Origin of the sequence: Variovorax boronicumulans, from assembly GCF_030812215.1 — a bacterium.
GTDB classification, from domain to species: Bacteria; Pseudomonadota; Gammaproteobacteria; order Burkholderiales; family Burkholderiaceae_C; genus Variovorax; species Variovorax boronicumulans_C.
In genome coordinates this window covers 538506-557749 of the sequence record NZ_JAUSSG010000003.1, presented here as the reverse complement: position 1 = coordinate 557749, position 19244 = coordinate 538506, and the positions used below count along the sequence as shown (strand labels likewise).

General features: G+C 65.7%; 20 protein-coding genes. 9 read left to right on the top strand and 11 right to left on the bottom strand.

Annotated elements, in window-relative coordinates:
• Positions 1-188 precede the first annotated feature (188 nt).
• Both J2W23_RS11815 and J2W23_RS11810 read left to right on the top strand, forming a co-directional pair.
• On the top strand, positions 189-1787 hold the full coding sequence (locus J2W23_RS11815) for a carboxypeptidase regulatory-like domain-containing protein (RefSeq protein WP_307648853.1): 1599 nt from the start codon (positions 189-191) through the stop codon (positions 1785-1787).
• A 46-nt stretch (positions 1788-1833) separates the two neighbouring features.
• The gene (locus J2W23_RS11810; protein ID WP_307648852.1) at positions 1834-2760 is read left to right on the top strand and encodes a DUF2272 domain-containing protein; all 927 of its coding nucleotides are present in this window, start codon (positions 1834-1836) and stop codon (positions 2758-2760) included.
• 10 nt (positions 2761-2770) lie between these two features.
• On the opposite strand, the gene J2W23_RS11805 is transcribed toward J2W23_RS11810, so the two are convergent.
• From J2W23_RS11805 to J2W23_RS11795, 3 genes are all read right to left on the bottom strand, one after another.
• The gene (locus J2W23_RS11805; protein ID WP_042582123.1) at positions 2771-3019 is read right to left on the bottom strand and encodes a DUF3297 family protein; all 249 of its coding nucleotides are present in this window, start codon (positions 3017-3019) and stop codon (positions 2771-2773) included.
• 103 nt (positions 3020-3122) lie between these two features.
• On the bottom strand, positions 3123-3590 hold the full coding sequence (locus J2W23_RS11800; protein WP_307648851.1) for a ribonuclease HI family protein: 468 nt from the start codon (positions 3588-3590) through the stop codon (positions 3123-3125).
• Between the two features lie 32 nt (positions 3591-3622).
• Entirely contained in the window at positions 3623-4072 is a 450-nt protein-coding gene (locus J2W23_RS11795) for a DUF4124 domain-containing protein (RefSeq protein ID WP_307648850.1), read from the bottom strand.
• 96 nt (positions 4073-4168) lie between these two features.
• Here J2W23_RS11795 and J2W23_RS11790 point away from each other — a divergent pair, with 96 nt between their 5' ends.
• Positions 4169-5311 carry a hypothetical protein gene (locus tag J2W23_RS11790; RefSeq protein ID WP_307648849.1) on the top strand — a complete coding sequence of 381 codons (1143 nt, stop codon included), beginning with the start codon at positions 4169-4171 and terminating at the stop codon, positions 5309-5311.
• Positions 5304-6344, top strand: coding sequence for a DNA methyltransferase (locus J2W23_RS11785; protein ID WP_307648848.1), 1041 nt, complete (start codon positions 5304-5306; stop codon positions 6342-6344). The genes J2W23_RS11790 and J2W23_RS11785 overlap by 8 nt, the downstream gene beginning before the upstream one ends.
• Before the next feature lie 9 nt (positions 6345-6353).
• On the opposite strand, the gene J2W23_RS11780 is transcribed toward J2W23_RS11785, so the two are convergent.
• Positions 6354-7160 carry an IclR family transcriptional regulator gene (locus tag J2W23_RS11780; protein WP_176659794.1) on the bottom strand — a complete coding sequence of 269 codons (807 nt, stop codon included), beginning with the start codon at positions 7158-7160 and terminating at the stop codon, positions 6354-6356.
• 97 nt (positions 7161-7257) lie between these two features.
• Here J2W23_RS11780 and J2W23_RS11775 point away from each other — a divergent pair, with 97 nt between their 5' ends.
• Complete coding sequence (locus J2W23_RS11775) at positions 7258-8883, top strand: GMC family oxidoreductase (protein ID WP_307648847.1); 1626 nt, start codon at positions 7258-7260, stop codon at positions 8881-8883.
• Between the two features lie 51 nt (positions 8884-8934).
• A complete protein-coding gene (locus J2W23_RS11770; RefSeq protein ID WP_176659792.1) occupies positions 8935-10257 on the top strand; it encodes an MFS transporter in 1323 nt (440 codons plus the stop codon).
• Between the two features lie 6 nt (positions 10258-10263).
• Here J2W23_RS11770 and J2W23_RS11765 read toward each other — a convergent pair whose 3' ends face one another.
• From J2W23_RS11765 to J2W23_RS11755, 3 genes are read right to left on the bottom strand one after another with little or no spacing between them, the layout of a single operon-like run.
• A complete protein-coding gene (locus J2W23_RS11765; RefSeq protein WP_176659791.1) occupies positions 10264-10908 on the bottom strand; it encodes a DUF6134 family protein in 645 nt (214 codons plus the stop codon).
• Positions 10905-11702 (bottom strand): DUF1295 domain-containing protein, encoded by a 798-nt coding sequence (locus J2W23_RS11760; RefSeq protein ID WP_307648846.1) that lies wholly within the window; start codon positions 11700-11702, stop codon positions 10905-10907. Before J2W23_RS11760 ends, J2W23_RS11765 begins: the two co-directional genes overlap by 4 nt.
• Positions 11699-12742, bottom strand: a complete 1044-nt coding sequence (locus tag J2W23_RS11755; protein WP_307648845.1) for an SAM-dependent methyltransferase — start codon at positions 12740-12742, stop codon at positions 11699-11701. Before J2W23_RS11755 ends, J2W23_RS11760 begins: the two co-directional genes overlap by 4 nt.
• A 364-nt stretch (positions 12743-13106) precedes the next feature.
• On the opposite strand from J2W23_RS11755, the gene J2W23_RS11750 reads away from it, so the two are divergent.
• Both J2W23_RS11750 and J2W23_RS11745 read left to right on the top strand, forming a co-directional pair.
• Positions 13107-13811 carry a hypothetical protein gene (locus J2W23_RS11750; RefSeq protein ID WP_307648844.1) on the top strand — a complete coding sequence of 235 codons (705 nt, stop codon included), beginning with the start codon at positions 13107-13109 and terminating at the stop codon, positions 13809-13811.
• A gap of 3 nt (positions 13812-13814) precedes the next feature.
• Positions 13815-14153, top strand: coding sequence for a DUF2645 family protein (locus J2W23_RS11745; RefSeq protein ID WP_307648843.1), 339 nt, complete (start codon positions 13815-13817; stop codon positions 14151-14153).
• Between the two features lie 175 nt (positions 14154-14328).
• Here the strand turns inward: J2W23_RS11745 and J2W23_RS11740 are convergent, their stop codons facing one another.
• Positions 14329-14622 carry a hypothetical protein gene (locus tag J2W23_RS11740; protein ID WP_307648842.1) on the bottom strand — a complete coding sequence of 98 codons (294 nt, stop codon included), beginning with the start codon at positions 14620-14622 and terminating at the stop codon, positions 14329-14331.
• A 346-nt stretch (positions 14623-14968) separates the two neighbouring features.
• On the opposite strand from J2W23_RS11740, the gene J2W23_RS11735 reads away from it, so the two are divergent.
• Complete coding sequence (locus J2W23_RS11735) at positions 14969-15991, top strand: LysR family transcriptional regulator (RefSeq protein WP_307648841.1); 1023 nt, start codon at positions 14969-14971, stop codon at positions 15989-15991.
• Here the strand turns inward: J2W23_RS11735 and J2W23_RS11730 are convergent.
• From J2W23_RS11730 to tauA, 3 genes are read right to left on the bottom strand one after another with little or no spacing between them, the layout of a single operon-like run.
• Complete coding sequence (locus J2W23_RS11730) at positions 15909-16757, bottom strand: ABC transporter permease subunit (RefSeq protein WP_307648883.1); 849 nt, start codon at positions 16755-16757, stop codon at positions 15909-15911. The genes J2W23_RS11735 and J2W23_RS11730 overlap by 83 nt on opposite strands.
• Positions 16758-16797: 40 nt before the next feature.
• Positions 16798-17586 (bottom strand): taurine ABC transporter ATP-binding protein, encoded by a 789-nt coding sequence (locus tag J2W23_RS11725; protein ID WP_176659782.1) that lies wholly within the window; start codon positions 17584-17586, stop codon positions 16798-16800.
• A 15-nt stretch (positions 17587-17601) separates the two neighbouring features.
• Positions 17602-18615: a taurine ABC transporter substrate-binding protein gene (gene tauA, locus J2W23_RS11720; RefSeq protein WP_307648840.1), complete on the bottom strand. Its 1014-nt coding sequence runs from the start codon at positions 18613-18615 to the stop codon at positions 17602-17604.
• Between the last annotated feature and the right edge of the window lie 629 nt (positions 18616-19244).

Genomic DNA, 19244 nt, shown 5'->3' with positions numbered 1-19244 from the left:
CTGCGTTCGCAGGCCGCAGCCCTTTCTCTCTCTCGTTCGAAGTGACTTTCGGCATGTGTCTTTCGACACGTGCCCTTCGGCACTGGCAGGACACCCCCGCGTTCCGCACCATCGGGCAGCCCTGCCGGCTGGCGATTCGAGCCTGCGACACGGCTCAACAAATCGTTCATCGAAGAGAGGGGATCACCATGAAATTCAAACTGTGGGCGGCCACTGCAGCCGTCCTGACCGTCGTAGCCTGCGGTGGCGGTGGCGGAGGCGACGTGCACTATCCGTTCATCCTTCCGCCGCCGGATCAGAACCAGCCGCCACCACCGCCGCCTCCGCAACAGAAGGCCAAGGTCACCGGCCGCGTCACCAATGCGCTCGACGGCAAGGGCGTGGCCCAGGTCACGGTCAGCACCGGTTCGTCTTCGGCTGTCACCGCTGACGATGGCAGCTACACCCTCACCGAGATCGCGCCTGCCGCATCGGTGCTGCTGAGCTTCACCAAGGCCGGCATGGTGCCGCAGAGCCGCGCCACCGCCGCGCTGTCGGCCTCGGGCTCCTCGACCGTCATCAACATCCCGATGCTGCCGGTGGCGGTCACGGTGAACTTCGATCCGCAGGCCGCCTACGACGTCGTCGTGCCCGGCTCCACCGCCATGGTCAAGCTGCGCGCGAACTCGCTGCGCCGCGCCGACGGCAGCGCGCCCACGGGCCCGGCGACTGCGCGCGTCACGCCCATCGCCCCCGCGAGCGACGTCAACGTGATGCCCGGCAACTACCTCGCCGGCACGGACGGCGGCGCCGCGCCGATCGAGAGCTTCGGCGCGCTGGACGCCAGCTTCGTCGATGCGGACGGCGCACCGCTGAACCTCGCGGCCGGCATGGACGCCACGGTGCGCATCGCGCCTTCGTCGCGCGCCACGGCACTGCCGCCGAGCGTGCCGCTCTTCTACTACAACACCACCACCGGCCTGTGGGTGCAGGAGGGCACGGCCACGCTGCAAGGCACGGCACCGTCGCAGTACTACGAGGGCACGGTCACGCACTTCACCACCTGGAACGCGGACCAGATCTACAACACCGTGCGCGTCAACGGCTGCGTGCAGGATTCGGCCGGCCAACGCGTGGGCGGTGCACTGGTGATGAGCGAAGGCAAGTCGTACACCGGCGCGGCATCGGCACTGACCAATGCCAACGGCGAGTTCTCGGTGCAGGTGAAGCGCGCAAGCTCGGCCTTCGTCATCGCCAACACCGCCACGGAAATCTCCAACGCACCCACGGTGAGCATCGGCGATGGAGACCTCTCGCTCGGCGCCTGCCTGGAACTCACGCGCTCGGCCGTGTCGGTCAAGCTGACGTGGGGCGCGAACCCCGAGGACCTCGACTCGCACACGCTCGGCGCCAACGCCAGCGAGCACGTCTACTACAGCGACAAAGGCTCGCTCGCCGCGGCCCCCTTCATCGGCCTGGACGTGGACGACACCGACAGCTTCGGCCCCGAAGTGACGACCTTCGCCAAGCTCGCGAAGAACCGCACCTACCGGTTCTTCGTGCGCAACTTCTCGGGCACCTTCGACCCGGGCCAGACGGGCTCGCCGGCGCGCATCGAGTTGAGCAACCGCGGCGCACAGTCGATCTTCACGCCGCCCGCGGGTGAAACCTCGTCGACCGACTACTGGCATGTGTTCGACCTGACCACGGACGCGAACTGCAATGCCACGGTCGTGCCCGTGCAGCAGTTCCTGGCCGACCCGCCGGCACCGATCAACACGGACGAGAACGCGCAGTACTGCAACTAGCGCGCATGCTGCGGAGAGCACGGCCCGACGGGCTATGCTCCCCGCCATGACGCCGCCCACCGCCCGCTCTTCTTTGCCATGGAAGAGCCCGGCCGTGGGCGTTTTTCTTTTTCTGCTGGCGGCCGCGGGCAGCGCCTCGGCCGCGCCGGGCTGCCTCGACACGGCCACGCAGATCCCGCCACCCTCCCGCGCGCTCGCCATGGCGACCTTCGCGCAACAGGAGCACCAGGCCTTCGGCGCACAGACCATGGATGCCGAAGGCCGCCTCACTTATGCCGGCGCCTGGGAGGCCGAGGACTTCCGCACCGCCGCGCAAGACCTTGCGCCCTGGCAGCGCGTGCTCGGCTACTGGCAGGCGACCGGCGTGCGCCTTCGCGGCACCGACCCGGATGCCGTGTCCGACTCGTCCGAGCCGCAGTCCATCGACAACGCGTTGAGCCGCGTCGCAGTGATCGATGCGCCATGGTCCGCCGCCTTCGTCAGCTGGATTGCGCAGCGAGCCGGGCTCGGCGCGGACGAATTCGTTTTCTCGGAAGCGCATGCCGACTACGCCGGCGCCGCATGGAAAGCAAGCCTCGACGAAGCGGCCAACCGGCCGACGCGCTATGCGATGCGCGCCTGCGACCTGATGCGCACGCCGCCGCGCGTGGGCGACCTCGTCTGCCAGGCGCGAGGCACCGGCGCGGGCTACGACACCTTCGAGCGGATCGGCGAAGTGCTGGCCCAGCGCCCCACGGGTGGCGAGGCCTTGCCGATGCATTGCGATGTGGTGGTGGGTGTCGATGCCACGGGCTTCGACACCATCGGCGGCAACGTGATCCAGTCGGTCACCTTGCGGCGCCTGGCGTTCGCGCCCGGCACGCGGCTGCTGGACCCGAGCTACCTGCCCGAGGGATGCGCGGCCGGGGCCGCTGGGTGCATCGATCGCCACATGAGCCGCCAGCCGTGGTCGCTGTTGCTGCAGTGGCGCTGAGGCGACGGCTTCAGCGGTAGTAGGCCTCGACCGTGCCCTTGAGTTTGAGCAGCAGCGGGTAGCCCTTGCGGTCCACCGCCTTGCCGGCCGGCACCTTGATCCAGCCCTCGCTGATGCAGTACTCCTCCACGTCGAGCCGCTCCTTGCCGTTGAAGCGAATGCCGATGGGGAATTCGAAGACGGCGGCCACGTGATGCGGGCTGCGGGCATCGGTGGAGAGGTGATCGGGAAGCGGCGGGCGGGAAGTTTCTTCGGTCATGGGCGTCTGTGGTTCGGGAACGACCCGAATGATAAGGACCTCGGAAGGTGCGAATGATCCGGCGGGCTGCTCAGGCATGACGGGGTCGTTCACACCTTCTCAGCTAACGCCGCTTTTTCCAGGGCTTGGGCGGCGGCTTCGGCCCCGCGCCGAGGGCGGCACGGGCCAGCGCGTCGGCCTCGCTGTTGCGATGGCGCGGAATCCACTGCACGCGGGCCTCTTCGAACTCGCCAAGCAGCGCGCGAGCGTCGTCGAACAACGGCGCCAGCCGCGCGATCGGCCGGGCACCGGCCGCGCCGAGCTGCTCGACCAGGATGCTGTTGTCGCTGTAGGCCACCACGGCGCTGGCGCCGCGGGCGCGCAGTTCCTTCAAGGCCAGGGTCAGTGCCCGCAGCTCGGCCTCGTTGTTGCAGCCGATGGCGTGCGTGGCCTGCGAGAGCGTGTGGCGGGTGCCATCGGGCTGCGTGATGACCGCACCGACGCCCATGCGGCCCGGGTTGGGCATGGCGCTGCCGTCGCAATGGACGGTCCAGTGGCGCGGGCGCTCCGGCGCGCAAGCGGAAAGAGTCATGGATCGAATGCAGGGCCGGAGCCCGTCAACCTTCAGCAGTTGTTGCGCTTGATGCCCGCGAGGTTCTGGCACGGCCGCTGGCCGGGCGGCGGTCCCGGATCGCGCACGCGCGGCGGACGATGCGCGTGGCGCTGCGGTCCGTCGTAGTAAGGCTCGGGCCCGAGGATGTAGACCGGCGGATCGACGGGCGGCGCCTCGGCGACCGGGTTGCGCGGAATGATGGCGGGGCCCGAGGGCGCAGCGACCGGCGGGGGCGGCGGCGTGTAGGCCGGCTGGCGCGATTCCTCGGCTTGCGGACGCAAGGCCGGCACCGGCGGAGCGGGTGTCTCATCGATCTGCACCTGCCGCGACTGCTTGGTGTCCGTCGGGCACTTGCCGTCGGTGTAGGAGATCTTGCCGTTGGCATCGGTGCAGCGCACCACGTCCGCATTCGCGGCCAGGGCGGCGAAGAACAGCGGAATAAGGACCAGGGAGGTGCGCATGGGGGGGTTCTAACAGATCGCGCACGAATTCCCAATCGGGGACGGCGCTGTCGTATCGTTGCGGCTGCGGCCATTTCCGCCCTTTCACCACCCGCGATGCGCCCCGCCACTTCCTTCGAAATCGCCCTTGCCGACCTGCCACGAAGCGCGGGCTCCCCGCTCTTCGAACGGCTGCGCACCTCGGTGAGCCAGGTGACCCGGCGCACTCCGCTGGCGCACGAAGCCGCACGCTGGCACACGCACACCATCGGCGGCGTCGAGCGGCGCCTTGCGCAGCCGATCACCTTCACGCCGTATGCGTCGGTGCGGCCCTGTTCGGCGCGCTGCAGCTTCTGCTCGGAGAACCTGCGCAAGACCCAGGGCGGAACGCCGGCCTCGCGGCTGCGGCCCGCGCCTGATTACTTCGATGGCCTCGCCCACGTGCTGCGGGCCTTGCGCGGCGTGCCGCTCTCGTGGTCGCTCTCGGGTCTGGAAACGAGCGACGACGCCGACTGGATGCGCCAGTTGCTCCAGACGCTGACCGCGAGCGAAAGCGATGGCCCCACCATCGAAGACCGCGTGCTGTACACCAACGGCGCCGGCTTCGCCGCGCCGCAAGGCGAGATGCTGCAACGCGCGCTGCAAGGCTTCGGGCTGAGCTGGCTGGAGCTGTCCCGCCATCACCACGATGGCGCGACCAACCAGGCCATCATGCGGTTCCGCCCCGAGGTGGCGATCGGCGATCAGGCCGTGTTCGAACGCACTGCGCGGCAACTGGCCGATGCGATTGCGCTGCGCCTCGTATGCATCCTGCAGCGCGGCGGCGTCGCGCAACCGCAGGACGTGGCGGCGTACCTCGCGTGGGCGCGGCAATGCGGCGCCGGCACCGTCGTCTTCCGCGAGTTCTCGCGCCTGGACGACGGCTACCGCGACAACGCCACCGCGCGCTACCTGCGCGCAGAACGCGTGTCGATGGACGCCCTGCTGACCGCCTGCCTCGACGACCCCGAGGTCTCGCGCACCTGGTCCCTCGAAGGCCTCACCGAGGGCTACTACTTCTGGAACCTGCGCCTTCGCACCGCGAGCGGGCTGAACGTCGTCTTCGAGAGCGCCGACTACGGCGCGATGCATGAACGCCATGCGACCGGCGACATCTACAAGCTCGTCTACTTTGCCAATGGCCAGCTCTGCGCAGGCTGGGAGCCGGGGCATGACGTGCTGCTCGACATCCGCTCCGAACAGGTCCTTGCCCATGGCTAGCCACAGCTGGTTGATGCTCGATCACGAATCCCCGCGCTACCGCCTGCCGGACGACCTGCGCGCACGCGACCCGATGGGCGGTCGCGATTGCGGATGGGTCGAGCAGATGCTGCCCTTCGTGCGTCAGTTCTCACAGCCGGGCGACACGGTGTTCGATCCGTTCGCGGGCTTCGGCACGACGTTGCTGGCGGCACGTCTCGAAGGCCGCCTGGCTTCGGGCTGCGAGGTCGATGCGGGCCGCATCGACCTCATCCGAGAGCGGCTGGCGCGTCACGCACTCGCGCAGGGCACGACGCTCCTGCATGGCTCGTGCGATGCGCTCGACGACACCGCATTCCCGCCCTTCGACCTCTGCCTCACCAACGTGCCCTACTTCGGCTGCGGTTGGACAGGCGCACCCGTGGCCTCGCAGCTCTACGACAGCCAGAGCTACGCCCAACACCTCGACGGCCTTCGCAGCGTGTTCCATCGCGCCCGCGCGGGCTTGCGCGAAGGCGGCGCCTGTATTGCGATGGTGCAGAACATCCGCCTCGGCGACCGCGTGCTGCCCCTGGCCTTCGATCTCGCGCGCATCCTGGGCTCGCTCTTCATCATGGAAGAAGAGCGCGTGCTCATCTACCCGCACGAGAGTAATGACACCAGTACCGATGGGCGCACTGACCGTCGCCACGAATACGCGCTGGTCTTCCGCAAGCAGCGCGAGCGCATCGACCTGCAAGCCACCGCCGAACTGCTCGACGCCCTGCGCGCACAAGGGCACACCTTCACATTGCTCGGTAGCTTCGCGCGATGGCTGAAAGACCCGCAAGGCACGCCGCCCGCAGACGCCGACATCTGCGTAGACGCAGACCCGCAGCGCCTCGACGCCCTGCTGCAATGGCTGCGCGGGCAAGGCTTTGCGCTGACGAGCTGGGGCGACCCTGTCTCAATCCCCCTTCACCTCGGCAGCTACCGCGGTCGCTATTACTTTCGCGCCGACCACATCGACGCCAGCGGCGCCCTCGTCAGGCTGGACATCTGCTACGAGCAGTGAGCGAGTCGCTCAGAGCAGCCCGCTCATCTTCCCCGCTGCCGCCTTCAACGCATCGATGCGCTTGACTGCATCCTCCATCGACATCCGCGCCGTCGGCGCATGCACCGCCAGCGCGGCACGCACTTCGCCCGCCGCATCGCGCACCGGCACGGCCACCGCCACCAGCCCCGCGATGAACTCCTCACGGTCGCGCGAGTAGCCGCGCTTCGCGATCTCGTCGCACTCGGCGCGCAGGGCATCGGCCTTGGTGATCGTGTTCGCCGTCATGCGTTCCAGCGGCAGGTTGTCGATGAACGCGTCGCGTGCCTTCTGCGGCATCTGCGCGAGGAAGAGCTTGCCGCTCGCGGTGCAGTGCAGCGGCACATGCGAGCCCACATCGAGCGTGAGCCGCAGCGGCCACTGCGCCTCGACACGGTCGAGGTACAGCACCTGGGCGCCATCGAGCGTGGTGAGGTTGCAGGTCTCGCCCACCTTGCGCACCAGCTCCGACAGCACCTCGTGCCGCAGCCCCCGCACCACCCCGTGGTTCAGCGTGTCGAACGCCAGCTTGCGCAGCGCCGGGCCGACGCTGAACGAGCGCTCGTCCACATCGCGCGCCAGGAACCCCGTCGCCAGCAACTGCGTGCAGATGCGGTGCGCCGTGCCCTTGGGCAGCCCGAGCTGCGCGGCCAACTCGGCCAGCGTCAGCGCCCTGCCCTCGTTGGCCAGCAGCGCCAGCAACCGCAGGCTGCGCTCGGCAGATGAACCGGAGGCCGCCTCTTCGGCGACAGGAACGGCGGAAATCACTTCAACAGGCGCGCGCGCGGCTCGTGGCATGCGGGTAAACCTTAAAAATGGAACATTGCGTTCCGAAAAACAATAACCTAGGATGCAGCGGATCGGAAGCGATTGTTCCACTCCCCGGATGCCAAGCATGCGTGATGAAGAGTTCGACTACATCGTCGTCGGCGCCGGATCGGCCGGCTGCGTGCTGGCCGGCCGGTTGAGCGAAGACCCCACCACGCGCGTGCTGCTGCTCGAAGCCGGGCCGCCCGACAAATCGCTCTGGATCCATTTGCCCATCGGCTACGGCAAGACCATGTGGAGCCCCACCTACAACTGGCGCTTCGAGACCGACCCCGACCCCAACATGAACGGCCGCCGCATCTACTGGCCGCGCGGCAAGACGCTGGGCGGATCGAGCGCGATCAACGGCCTCATCTACATCCGCGGCCAGCGCGAGGACTACGACCACTGGGCCGCGCTCGGCAACGCCGGCTGGGGCTACGACGACGTGCTGCCCTACTTCATCAGGTCCGAAGGCAACCAGCGCGGCGGCGACGCCTTTCACGGGGGTGACGGGCCGCTCAAGGTGTCGGACATCGCAGCGAAGCACGAACTCATCGAAGCCTTCATCGACGGTGCGCAGCAAACCGGCGTGCCGCGCACCGACGACTTCAACGGCGCGGCGCAGGAAGGCGCTGGCTACTACCAGCTGACCACGCACAGGGGCTGGCGCTGCAGCACGGCGAAGGCCTACCTCACGCCTGCGAAGCACCGCCCGAACCTGCGCATCGAAACGGACGCGCTCGCAGGCAAGCTCGTGTTCGAAGGCCGGCGCGCCGTCGGAATCACCTACCGGCAGGGCGGTGAATTGAAGACCGCGCGCTGCCGCGCCGAGGTGCTGCTCTCGGCCGGCTCGATCCAGTCGCCGCAGTTGCTGCAGCTCTCGGGCATCGGGCCGCGCGCGCTGCTCGATCGCTTCGGCATCCCTGTCGTGCATGAATTGCCCGGCGTCGGCGAGAACCTGCAAGACCACCTGCAGATCCGCCTCGGCTACGAGTGCACGAAGCCCATCACCACCAACGACCAGCTCAACTCATGGGCCGGCCAGATCGGCATGGGCATGGAATGGCTCATGCACCGCACCGGCCCGCTGGCTGTCGGCATCAACCAGGGCGGCTGCTTCATGCGCGCGCTGAAGGACGAACACGGCAACCCCGTGGCCGCCACGCCCGACATCCAGTTCCACGTGGCCACCCTCTCGGCCGACATGGCAGGCGGCAAGGTGCATCCGTACTCGGGCTTCACGATGTCGGTGTGCCAGCTGCGGCCCGAATCGCGCGGGCACATCCGCATCCGCTCGCTCGATGCGGCCGAGCCGCCCGAGATGCAGCCCAACTACCTGGCCACCGAACTCGACCGCGCCACCACCGTGGCCGGCGTGAAGGCCGCGCGCGCCATTGCCGATGCGCCCGCGATGCGCCCCTACGTGAAGCGCGAAGTGAAGCCCGGCCCCGCGGCAGCGAGCGACGAAGACCTGCTCGAGTTCTGCCGCAACAACGGCGCCACCATCTTCCACCCCACCGGCACCTGCCGCATGGGCAGCGACCCGCTCGCCGTCGTCGATGCGCGCCTTCGCGTGCACGGCATCGCGGGGCTGCGCGTCATCGATTGTTCGGCGATGCCGACGCTGGTGTCCGGCAACACCAACGCCCCCGCCGTGATGATGGCCGAGAAGGCCGTCGACCTGATCAGAGAGGACGCCCGAGGTTCCTGAAATCAAAGGCCCGCAGAGGCCGCCCGACAACAACGCATTGGAGACAAACACATGAGCGCAACCGACGAGAAAGCGATTCGCAGGGTGGTCATCTCCGCCCTGGTGGGCGCCACCATCGAGTGGTATGACTTCTTCCTGTACGGCGTGGTGGCCGGCATCGTGTTCAGCAAGCTGTACTTTCCGGGCAGCGACCCGGTGGTGTCGGTGCTGCTGGCCTACACGACCTTCGCGGTGGGCTTCGTCACGCGGCCATTGGGCGGCGTGATCTTCGGCCACTTCGGCGACAAGATCGGCCGCAAGAGCATGCTCATCATCACGCTGATGATCATGGGCGTGGCCACCTTCCTCATCGGCCTGGTGCCCACGTATGCGCAGATCGGCATCGCGGCGCCCGTGCTGCTCTTGCTGCTTCGCATCGCGCAGGGCATTGGCCTGGGTGGCGAATGGGGCGGCGCGGTGCTCATGGCGTATGAATACGCACCGAAGAACAAGCGCGGCTTCTACGCATCGCTGCCGCAGATCGGGCTGGCCATTGGCCTGTGCCTGGCCTCGGGCGTGGTGGCGCTGCTGTCGTCGCTGCTCACCGACGAGCAGTTCATGTCCTGGGGCTGGCGCATCGCGTTCCTCATTTCCGGCGTGATGGTGCTGGTGGGCATGTACATCCGCCTGCATGTGCAGGAAACGCCCGAGTTCGCGGCCGTGAAGGCGCGCAACGCCGAGCTGCGCATTCCGTTCATGGACATGCTGCGCCGCTATCCCGGCAATGTGTTGAAAGGCATGGGCGCGCGGTATATCGACGGCGTGTTCTTCAACATCTTCGGCGTGTTCTCCATCAACTACCTCACCAGCACGATCAAGATCAGCCGCACCGACGCGCTGCTGGGCGTGATGGCGGCGGCGGTGGTGATGATCTTCTTCATTCCCTTCTTCGGCAGGCTCTCCGACAAGATGGGACGCGGCAAGGTCTACATGTGGGGATCGCTCATCACCGCGGTGTCGGCCTTTCCGGGCTTCTGGCTCATGACGCACAGCGGGGGCAACGTGCTCCTGGTGTGGCTCGCGATCATCGTGCCCTTCGGCATCCTGTATGCCTCGGTGTACGGGCCCGAGGCCGCCCTGTTCTGCGATCTGTTCGATGCGAAGGTGCGCTACACGGGCATCAGCTTCGTCTACCAGTTCTCGGGCATCTTCGCCTCGGGCATCACGCCGATCATCGCGACCGCGCTGCTCAAATCGGGTGGCGGCGAGCCGTGGCAGATCTGCATGTACGTGCTGTTCGCGGGCGTGGTGTCGGCGCTGTGTGCCTGGATGATCGGGCGCAGCCCGTCGCCAGCGGATGCGGTGGACGCACCGGTTGCTGCTGCCTCGCGTTGACCCGGTCTACTTCAGCCGGTAGCTGAGCTTGCGGCCGCCGCTCACGGTGGAGTCCAGGCCGATCCACTCGCCCTCTGCCGAGTACCAGATGTCGATCGGCTGCGCCGGCGTGGCGATACGCCAGCGCGTGGCCGCGACCGGCTGGCCGCGCACCTCCACCGTGCCGCTGCCCGCACGGCTCACCTGCACCGCTTCGAGCTTGCCGCTTTGCGAATTGAGCAGCCGCTCCTGCTTGCGGATGGCGGGGTTCCAGTAGGCAAAGCTCATCACGCAACCATCGAGCGATTGCGTGCCCTTGGCGGTGGTGACCGCCAACGCGCTGCCGCCGGTCGTGCTCGCCTCCACCTGCTCGGGCGTGCCATCGTCGTCCGTCCTGGAGGCAAGCCGGCGCAGGCAATCGCCGCGCCACTGCTCGGTCGCCGAATGCCGGTAGCGATAGACCGTGACGCCCAGCAGCTTGACCGCGAACGCGGCCTCGCTCGCCAGCCTGCGTTCTTCGCCGTTGGCGGTGAGCGTGAAGCGGTGCTCCCCGATCAGCGAATCGTCGAGCAACACGCGAAAGTTCCATTCGCCGCTCGCCGGTCCATTCGCCGACGCGGCGCCGCACGCCAACAGCGTCAGCGCGAAAAGCCAGTGTTCTTTTCTTCTCATGGTGTCTCGTCCTTGCGCACCGGCCCCGGCACGAACGCGTTGGTGCGCGCGATGTACGCGCGGTACGCGGGGCGGCGCTCGCCAATGTCGGCTTCGAGCATGCGTACGCCCGACACCTTCAGCAGCAGCCAGGTCATGAGCAGCGGCGAGACGACGGTCCACGCGCCGCTCCAGCCTGCGCCCGCCATGGCGATGAGCCACAGGCCCCACCAGACGCTGGCCTCGCCGAAGTAGTTGGGGTGGCGCGTGTAGCGCCAGAGGCCGCGGTCCATCAGCTTGCCTTCGTTCGCGGGGTCGGCCTTGAAGCGCGCCATCTGCGCGTCGCCGATGGCCTCGAAGAAAAGGCCGAACAGCGCGAGCACGATGCCGGCGAGGTCGATCCATCCCATCGGCTGCGCCGCCGCCATGCCCGGCAGGAACGGCGCGGAGACGATCCACGCGAGCACCGCCTGCAGCGCGAACACGAGGTACAGGCTCTTGAACGCGAAGCCCGGCTGGTTGCGCGCGCGCATCGCCTGGTAGCGGCGGTCTTCGCCGTGCCCCCAGTTGCGCCAGGTGATGTAGAGGCAAAGCCGCACCGCCCACGCCGTGCCCAGCACCGCCATGCACAGGCCGCGCGCCGTGTGGCCCGGCAGCAGCGCGAAGTAAACGAGCCCCGCGCCCACGATGCAGACGGACCAGACGCGGTCCACGAGACTCACGTCATGCCGCACAAGGCTGGCGAGCCAGGTCAGCAGCACGACCAGCGCGGTCCACGCCAATCCCGCGAATGCGATGCCGACTGCGCTCGTCATGCGCGGCGCTCGAAGAGGTAGTGGCTCACCCACCAGCGCTGCCCGCGATCGAAGCCGAACAGCTCCGCCACCGACATGAAGAACAGCCGCCAACGCGTCCACCACACGTTGGCCTCGGCGCCGTAGGTGGCCTGGAACAGCGGGCGCAGCTGGTCGCGGCGCGCGTCCATGTTGCGCAGCCACGCCTCGGCCGTGCGCTGGTAGTGGCTGCCCTCCCAGCGCCAGCGGCGCAAGAGGCGCAGGTCGTCCTGGCAGTGCAGCGCGAGATCGTCGCTGGGCATCATGCCGCCGGAAAAGAAGTACTTGCTCATCCAGTCGCTCGCGTCGCGCACCTCGAACGGGTACGGCGCTTCGCGGTGGGCGAAGACGTGCATGAAGAAACGGCCCTCAGGCTTGAGCCAGCGCGCGACGTTGGCGAAGGCCTGCGGCCAGTTGCGCAGGTGCTCGAACATTTCGACGGAGACGATGCGGTCGAAGCGCTCGTCGGTGTCGAAGGCGTTGATGTCGCGGGTGAGCACGCGGACGTTGGCGAGGCCTCGCTGCGCGGCCTGGGCTTCGATGTATTCGCGTTGGGAGTTGGAGTTGGACAGGGCCGTGATGCGGCTGTTCGGGTACTTCGCGGCCATCCAGAGGGTGAGGGAGCCCCAGCCGCAGCCCAGCTCCATGACGTCCTGGCCGTCGATGAGGCCGGCGCGTTCGCAGGTGGCGGTGAGGGCGGCGGATTCGGCTTGTTCGAGGGTGTGGGTGCCTTCGGGCCAGTAGCAGCTGCTGTACTTGCGGTGGTTTCCCAGAACCTCAGCGAAGAAGGCGGCGGGGACTTCGTAGTGTTGTTCGTTGGCTTTTTCTGGGAGGGGTGCGAGGTTGGATGAGCGCATCTGGGTGAGGAAGGCCTGGGTGAGGTCGGCGACGGCCAAGGGGTTGCCGGCCTGCAACTCTGTCAGGCGGTCCTTGAGGAGGCGGCGGATGCCTCGGCGGAGGAAGGGGTCGGGGATCAGGCCTTTTTCTGCCCAGTGGAGGGCGGAGGTGAGGTCTTGGGGCACGGGGGTTCTCCTCGAAGAGCACGTCGGGGTGGGTGCTGTTGGGAGATGTACGCAGGGGAATGGCGTTTGGATGAGGGCAGAGCCATTGATGCCAGTGTCACTGTCGTCCGCTTTAAACAAGACGCCGTCATTAATTGATGAATAGAGACGTTTCGGCACCCATTTCACCCGTGTCGGCGAACAACACATTCAATCAGGAAACTCCATAAAAATCACAGTTGCATCGATAGATGTCAAACAAGGACATTCAGATCTCAATGGAAAACCCACACCCCGTTGTACCGTTGACGCAGAAGCCGTGCCGCTTCACACATCAGCACTAAAAACTCGATAGAGCTTTGCAAACCAAAAGGGGAGGAAAAAAATGAAACCATTGAATTACTGCGCGCCAGATGAAGTTACCCATCCCAAATGGACAACATTTGACGCTTTAACATGGAAGTTCGGCGGAGGTGCCCCATCGCTGAACAGGTACAAGGATAGCTGGATAATTTTCAATCGGCAAAAAATTATTAACAGCGCAAGCAAACACAAAATTTCTCCGCAGCTATTGGCAAGCGTTGCCTGGATTGAGGTAGGCGGTAAACCAGACGGATGGAAGGACTACGCATTTTTTCTTCGGGCCATCGACTGGAGTGGCTCCGATTGGGTAAATCGACACTTGACCATCACCGGCAAGCCGCCGCTGGAAACTTCATTTGGCGCTGTGAGCATTCAGCTGCGCGCAGTTGCAGAAGAACTCGGCATGAACCCCGCAGCCTTGAGTTTTGGAGATAGCTTGCGCATCATTTCCTGTTTGAAGAAGGATGCGTTTAATTTGGACATTGTGGCGAAACATCTGCATGGATTGATCCACTACGACTATCCAGATGCAGACACCGCCAATCTTTCAGACGAACAATTTATTGTTGCAGGCTCCCGTTACAACAGAGGAACCCAGCGTGCCCTGGCAGACATAGTCGATTCGAATCTTCAAGCACCTGGAAATTCAAAAAGGGTTTACTCTTCATATGGGCGAACCATGATTCGACACAAGCAGCACATTGCCTCGCTACTCAAGAGTTTCTGAAAAATGCGAAAAGTTTTATTATCTTTTGGCGCAATTTATTCGGCTTTTTGTATTCTGGTGATTTTTGGTTTGCCGAAAAACAAATACGAATGGATGTTGAGCGATCCTGCAATGCGTGAAGATGCGCTCACTTTTTGCACGCTGCCACTTGATGACGGCGAAGGATCGTCTGAATTTATTTCTTTTTCCTTCCTGCTTCCTTTTCTTGTTGCGGCAGTTGCACTTTCAATTCGGGCGAGAAAGATTCATTTCTTTCTTTGGGTCGGTTTGGGGCTTGTGGCAATTTGGCTACTGCGCTTTTATGTTTTTTCCCCAAGGTGCCCGGGGCGGGAGACGTTCTAGAACCCAGTTGCAAGGCGAGTCACCGACGCTGCCGAGCACCGGGTGCGCCGGCCGCCACGGCCGGCGTTTTCCGAAGCAAGACTCTCGTTTCGAGCCTCTGCATGGAAAGTTGATTTTTCAGCCGCATCCACAGCGGCCTTTGACTGGCGCGCATCGAGCCTTGGCGTTGATCGCCTTATCGCGCACCGCCTTCACTCAAGGCGACACGCAGCGACTGAACCGTCGCATCGGCCGTTTCAATTCGCCGCAGCAACTCCTCGTTAACCAGCCCCACCAACGCACTGAGCTCCGTGCGATCCGGGTGAAGCTCTTCCGTATCGCTCGTGTGCTGCGACCCGATGAGTTTTTCAAGACACGCATACGCGCGCTGCACCACGCGAAGACTGTCGATGTCATCGCAAGCCCGCAGCGCAAGCAATCCAGCGCTGGGGGTTTCAAAAGATTCAGGGAACGAGGGAGCGTGAGCCATACATGGCCTCCAAGAGGTGCGGTTTGCTGAAACCACCACTCCCGAGACCAATCGGAGGCGGCAGCTCGACGGGTTGGTCTACCGGGCACCTCTTGCGAGAACCGGCCGGGCTTGCGCCCGCCCGTCGAGCCGCCAAAACTGGAGGCACGAACGACAAAGCCGCAGACCCTGCGGGGTGACTGCGGCTTTCGTCGCAGAGATGCTTCAGGAGACCAATCCCGATCACGCCTTTTTCTGACATGACCGGCGCAGTATAGCCACGCAGTACTCGCCAGCCGGGCCCGTCAACCCGGGATGCCCCTACGGTCCATGGCCCCTCCCCCGATGCTGGAACAATGCGCCAGTCATGGACGGCCTCGACCTCATCAAAACATTTCGCGAAGTTGCGTTCCGCCGTAGCTTCTCCCGCGCTGCCGATTCGCTCGGCATGTCCAAGGCCACCGTCAGCCGCTATGTGGCCGAGCTCGAAACGCGCAGCGGCGTGCGCCTGCTCAACCGCTCCACCCGCTCGCTGAGCCTCACCGACGCAGGCCAGGTGCTGCTCGACCGCAGCACCGAGCTGGTGGCGATGGCCGAGAACACGCTCAACGACCTGCAGGGCCACGGCTCCACGCCGCGCGGGCGGCTGCGCATGAGCGCGCCCAACGGAATGATCGCGGGCTGGATGTCCGACGTGATCGCCGAATTCATCCGCCTCTATCCCGAGGTGTATGTGAGCCTCGTCTTCACCAACAGCGAGATCGACCTGATCGAGCAAGGCATCGACATCCACCTGACGGGCGGGCGCATCGACGACATGAACCTCATCGTGCGCCGGCTGGTGCAGTTCGAGATGGTGGTGTGCGCGTCGCCCGCCTACTGGGCGCGGCGCGGCATTCCGCAGCTGCCCGAAGACCTGGCACGGCACGACGTGCTGAGCTATTCGCTCAAGCCGTCCACGCACCTGCCCTTCGTGACCGACGGCGAGGCATACGACGTGCCGGTGCACAGCCGCATGGAGGCCAACGACGCGGTGGCGCTCATCGAGCTGGCGCTGCGCGGCGTGGGCGTGGCCTATGTGCCGGAGCCGCTGGCGCAATCGCACCTGGAGCGCGGTGCGCTGGTGCCGGTGCTGCGCGAGCACATGCCGCGCGACCACTGGTTGTATGCCGCGTACTCGCAGCGCCGCCACAACAGCGCGGCGATGCGAGCGATGCTCGATTTCCTGGAACAGTCGATGGCGCAGCACGGCGACCCGCCCGCGATGCCGGCGATGCCGCCCGCGTCGCCCGTCATGCCGTCCGCTGCTACATGCGCCCTTTCCATGGCACCAGGCGTCGCTCGAGCCACCGCATCAGCAGGTCGAAAAGATACGCCACCACGCCAATGACGATGATGCCCATGATGACGATGTCGGTGCGCAGGAAGTTCGACGCGTTCAGCACCATCTGACCCAGGCCCATGTTGGCCGCGACCATCTCGGCGGCCACCAGCGTGGTCCAGCCGAAGCCGATGGCGATGCGCATGCCCACGAGGATGTCGGGCAGCGCCGAAGGCAATATGACATGGCGAATCACCTGCATGTAGCTCGCGCCCATCGAGTACGCGGCATTGATCTGCTCTTGTGATGCGCTGCGCATGCCCGAGCGCGCGGCGAGGGCCAGCGGCGCGAAGCAGCTCAAGAAGATCAGCAGCACCTTGGGCAGTTCGTCGATGCCGAACCAGATGATGATGAGCGGCAGGTACGCAAGCGGCGGCAGCGGCCGGTAAAACTCCAGCGGCGGATCGAAGATGCCGCGCCAGAAGCGGCTCATGCCCATCGCGATGCCAACGGGAATGGCGGTGGCGCACGCGAGGAAGAAGGCCGAGAACACGCGGAACATGCTCGCCAGGAAGTGCTGCCACAGCGGCTTGTCGTTGGCCTGGCCGGTGAGGTATTCGTAGAACTGCTGGAACACGGCCTGCGGCGTCGGCAGGAAGAGCGGCTTGACCCACCCCATGTTGGTGACAACGAACCACAGCACGACCAGCGCCACGACGGTGACCACGCTGATGACGACGCTGGAGCCCTCGCCCGGCACCTTGAAGGCGCTGGTCTTGAGCTTGGCGCCGGGTGCGGGCGGCGGCGATGCGGCGGGTTTCGAAGGCGGCGTCATGGCAGCAACGGCAACAGCATTGGGCGATGCGATGGTGACCTCAGGCATGGGCGGCCTCGCGATGGTGAATGATCGACAAGACCTCTTCGCGCATGCGGATGAATTCGGGCTCGGACTTCACCTTGCGCGAATCGCCGTGCGAGAGGTATTGGCGCGAGAACGGCACGTTGTCGTAGACATGCGAGATGCGGCCCGGGCTGGGGCTCATCACGATGAGGCGCGTGGCGAGGAACAGCGCCTCTTCCACCGAGTGGGTGATGAAGAACACCATCTTGTTCGACTTGGACCAGGCCTTGAGCAGGATCTCCTGCACCTGCTCGCGCGTGAACGCATCGAGCGCGCCCATGGGCTCGTCCATCAGCAGCACGGCCGGGTCGCTGGCAAGGGCGCGCGCAATGCCCACGCGCTGCTGCATGCCGCCCGAGAGCTCGTACACCGCGCGGTCGGCGTACTGCTGCAGACCGACGAGCGCGAGCTTGTCCTCGGCGATGCGGTCGCGTTCGGCCTTGCCCATGCCGGCCAGGCGCAGGCCCAGCGCCACGTTGTCTCGCACGTTGAGCCAGGGCATGAGCGCGTGTTTCTGGAACACGACGCCGCGGTCGGCGCCGGGGCCGACCACGGGCTTGCCGTCCAGAAGAATCTCGCCGGTCGATGGCGGCAGGAAGCCCGCGATGCTGTTGAGCAGCGTCGTCTTGCCGCAGCCCGAAGCACCGAGCGCGACGACGAAATCGCCGTCGTGCATCGTGAGGTTGACGGGCGCCAGCGCCTGCAGCGTGCCGCCCTTGACGGCGTAGTTGACCGTGAGGTCGCGGATGTCGAGCGTGGGCATCTCGGTACTGCTTGCTTACTTGCTGGCCATCGCCTTGTCGACGTACACGGTGGTCACGTACGCGCCGTAGTCGGGCTTCACTTCCTGCACGCGGCCTTGCTCTTTCAGGAAGGCCGCAGTGCCTGCCATCGCCTTGGCCGCGCCGCCGCCCAGCCATGTGGGCGAGACCTGCTCGGCCATGGTCGGGAAGGTGTAGAGCGCCATGGCCGCGCCCACGTCCTTCGGGTCGGCTTTGGTCCACTTGGCCATGGCCTTGGTCTGTGGCGAATCGGGCGTCCAGCTCTTGCCGGTGGCCTTGTATTCCTCGTTGGCGCGGTTCAGTGCCTTGACGAACGCGATCATGAAAGGCTCATTGGCCGCGGCCCACTTGGCGTTGACGACGATGCCTTCGAAGGTCGGCGCGCCGCGCTTGCCGATGCTGCCCGAGGTGGCGATGGTCTTGCCCGTGCCCTTGATCTTGGAGAGCACCGGGTCCCAGATGAAGGTGGCGTCGATGTCGCCGCGCTCCCAGGCGGCGGCGATTTCCGGCGGGCGCATGTTCATCACGTTGACGCTCTTGGGGTCGACGCCGTCCATCTTCATGCCGGCCATGAGCTGGTAGTGCGCGGTCGAGACGAAGGGCGTGGCCACCTTCTTGCCCGCGAGGTCCTTCATGCTGTTGATGCCCGACGCGTTGCGGGCGATGAGCGCCTCGGCGTTGGCGATGTCGGCCGAAATCCAGAAGAGCTTGATGTCCTGGCCCTGGCTGGCTGCCGCGGTGAGCGGGCTGGAGCCGGTTTCGCCCATCTGCACGTCGCCTGAAGCCATCGCGCGGATGACGTCGCCGCCGCCGGAGAACATGCGCCAGTTGATCTTGTAGCCGGTGGCTTTCTCGACCTCGCCGGATTCCATGACCAGGCGCAGGGGGACCAGCATGTCCTGGTGGGCGAAGGTGAGTTCCTTGGTTTGCTGTGCGAAGGAGGCGCCGCACAGCGTGAGGACGGAGGCGAGGACGGCGAGTTGGAGGGGGAGACGGCGGGACGTGGTCATCGGGTTTCTCCAGTAGATAGATGAATCTCGCCGCGACTTTGCACCCAACGCCTCTGGCCAGGAAGTACCAGCGCGGATGGGGGGATGGAGCCAGCTTGTTGGTGAATACCCTTGTTCTGGTGCATATGGCACTCAGACGGGGCGTCTGGGCCTTTTTTTCGGCCGCCCGGGCGTCCCGGGGTTAGTGAGGAATGCGATTTCTTTTTCTTTCCGAGGCCGGGTCTCGCCCCGGCAGGCGACTTACTTTCTTTTGCTTCGCCAAAAGAACGTAAGCAAAGAAAAGGCGACCCTGCTGTCTGCGTCCCTTCGCTTCGCTGCGGGCAACCTGCGGTGCTCACGTTCCGCGGGGTCTCGCCCAAACTCGCTTCGCTCAAACAAGGGCGAGCCCTGATCCGCGAAACGCTCCGCTCCTCGGCGCATACAGAAGGGATTTGGGAACCGGCACGCCATCGCTGCGCTCGGCGTTCAAGACATCGCGGGCCGTCGCTTTGCTCGGCCCGGAACAGCACACCCAGCGGCATCCACCGGCCATCACATCCAATTCAAGGCGGACACGCTGCACGTGTCCGCCCTTCGTGCCGAGCGAAGCAAAGGCCCGGGTTGTCTCCACCCCCCTCTGGCTGCGCCGA

Excerpts from the sequence above, each read along its gene's own strand:
- J2W23_RS11815 (WP_307648853.1), top strand. The coding sequence starts at position 189 with ATGAAATTCAAACTGTGGGCGGCCACTGCAGCCGTCCTGACCGTCGTA.
- J2W23_RS11810 (WP_307648852.1), top strand. The coding sequence starts at position 1,834 with ATGACGCCGCCCACCGCCCGCTCTTCTTTGCCATGGAAGAGCCCGGCC.
- J2W23_RS11805 (WP_042582123.1), bottom strand. The coding sequence starts at position 3,019 with ATGACCGAAGAAACTTCCCGCCCGCCGCTTCCCGATCACCTCTCCACC.
- J2W23_RS11800 (WP_307648851.1), bottom strand. The coding sequence starts at position 3,590 with ATGACTCTTTCCGCTTGCGCGCCGGAGCGCCCGCGCCACTGGACCGTC.
- J2W23_RS11795 (WP_307648850.1), bottom strand. The coding sequence starts at position 4,072 with ATGCGCACCTCCCTGGTCCTTATTCCGCTGTTCTTCGCCGCCCTGGCC.
- J2W23_RS11790 (WP_307648849.1), top strand. The coding sequence starts at position 4,169 with ATGCGCCCCGCCACTTCCTTCGAAATCGCCCTTGCCGACCTGCCACGA.
- J2W23_RS11785 (WP_307648848.1), top strand. The coding sequence starts at position 5,304 with ATGGCTAGCCACAGCTGGTTGATGCTCGATCACGAATCCCCGCGCTAC.
- J2W23_RS11780 (WP_176659794.1), bottom strand. The coding sequence starts at position 7,160 with ATGCCACGAGCCGCGCGCGCGCCTGTTGAAGTGATTTCCGCCGTTCCT.
- J2W23_RS11775 (WP_307648847.1), top strand. The coding sequence starts at position 7,258 with ATGCGTGATGAAGAGTTCGACTACATCGTCGTCGGCGCCGGATCGGCC.
- J2W23_RS11770 (WP_176659792.1), top strand. The coding sequence starts at position 8,935 with ATGAGCGCAACCGACGAGAAAGCGATTCGCAGGGTGGTCATCTCCGCC.
- J2W23_RS11765 (WP_176659791.1), bottom strand. The coding sequence starts at position 10,908 with ATGAGAAGAAAAGAACACTGGCTTTTCGCGCTGACGCTGTTGGCGTGC.
- J2W23_RS11760 (WP_307648846.1), bottom strand. The coding sequence starts at position 11,702 with ATGACGAGCGCAGTCGGCATCGCATTCGCGGGATTGGCGTGGACCGCG.
- J2W23_RS11750 (WP_307648844.1), top strand. The coding sequence starts at position 13,107 with ATGAAACCATTGAATTACTGCGCGCCAGATGAAGTTACCCATCCCAAA.
- J2W23_RS11745 (WP_307648843.1), top strand. The coding sequence starts at position 13,815 with ATGCGAAAAGTTTTATTATCTTTTGGCGCAATTTATTCGGCTTTTTGT.
- J2W23_RS11740 (WP_307648842.1), bottom strand. The coding sequence starts at position 14,622 with ATGGCTCACGCTCCCTCGTTCCCTGAATCTTTTGAAACCCCCAGCGCT.
- J2W23_RS11735 (WP_307648841.1), top strand. The coding sequence starts at position 14,969 with ATGGACGGCCTCGACCTCATCAAAACATTTCGCGAAGTTGCGTTCCGC.
- J2W23_RS11730 (WP_307648883.1), bottom strand. The coding sequence starts at position 16,757 with ATGACGCCGCCTTCGAAACCCGCCGCATCGCCGCCGCCCGCACCCGGC.
- J2W23_RS11725 (WP_176659782.1), bottom strand. The coding sequence starts at position 17,586 with ATGCCCACGCTCGACATCCGCGACCTCACGGTCAACTACGCCGTCAAG.
- tauA (WP_307648840.1), bottom strand. The coding sequence starts at position 18,615 with ATGACCACGTCCCGCCGTCTCCCCCTCCAACTCGCCGTCCTCGCCTCC.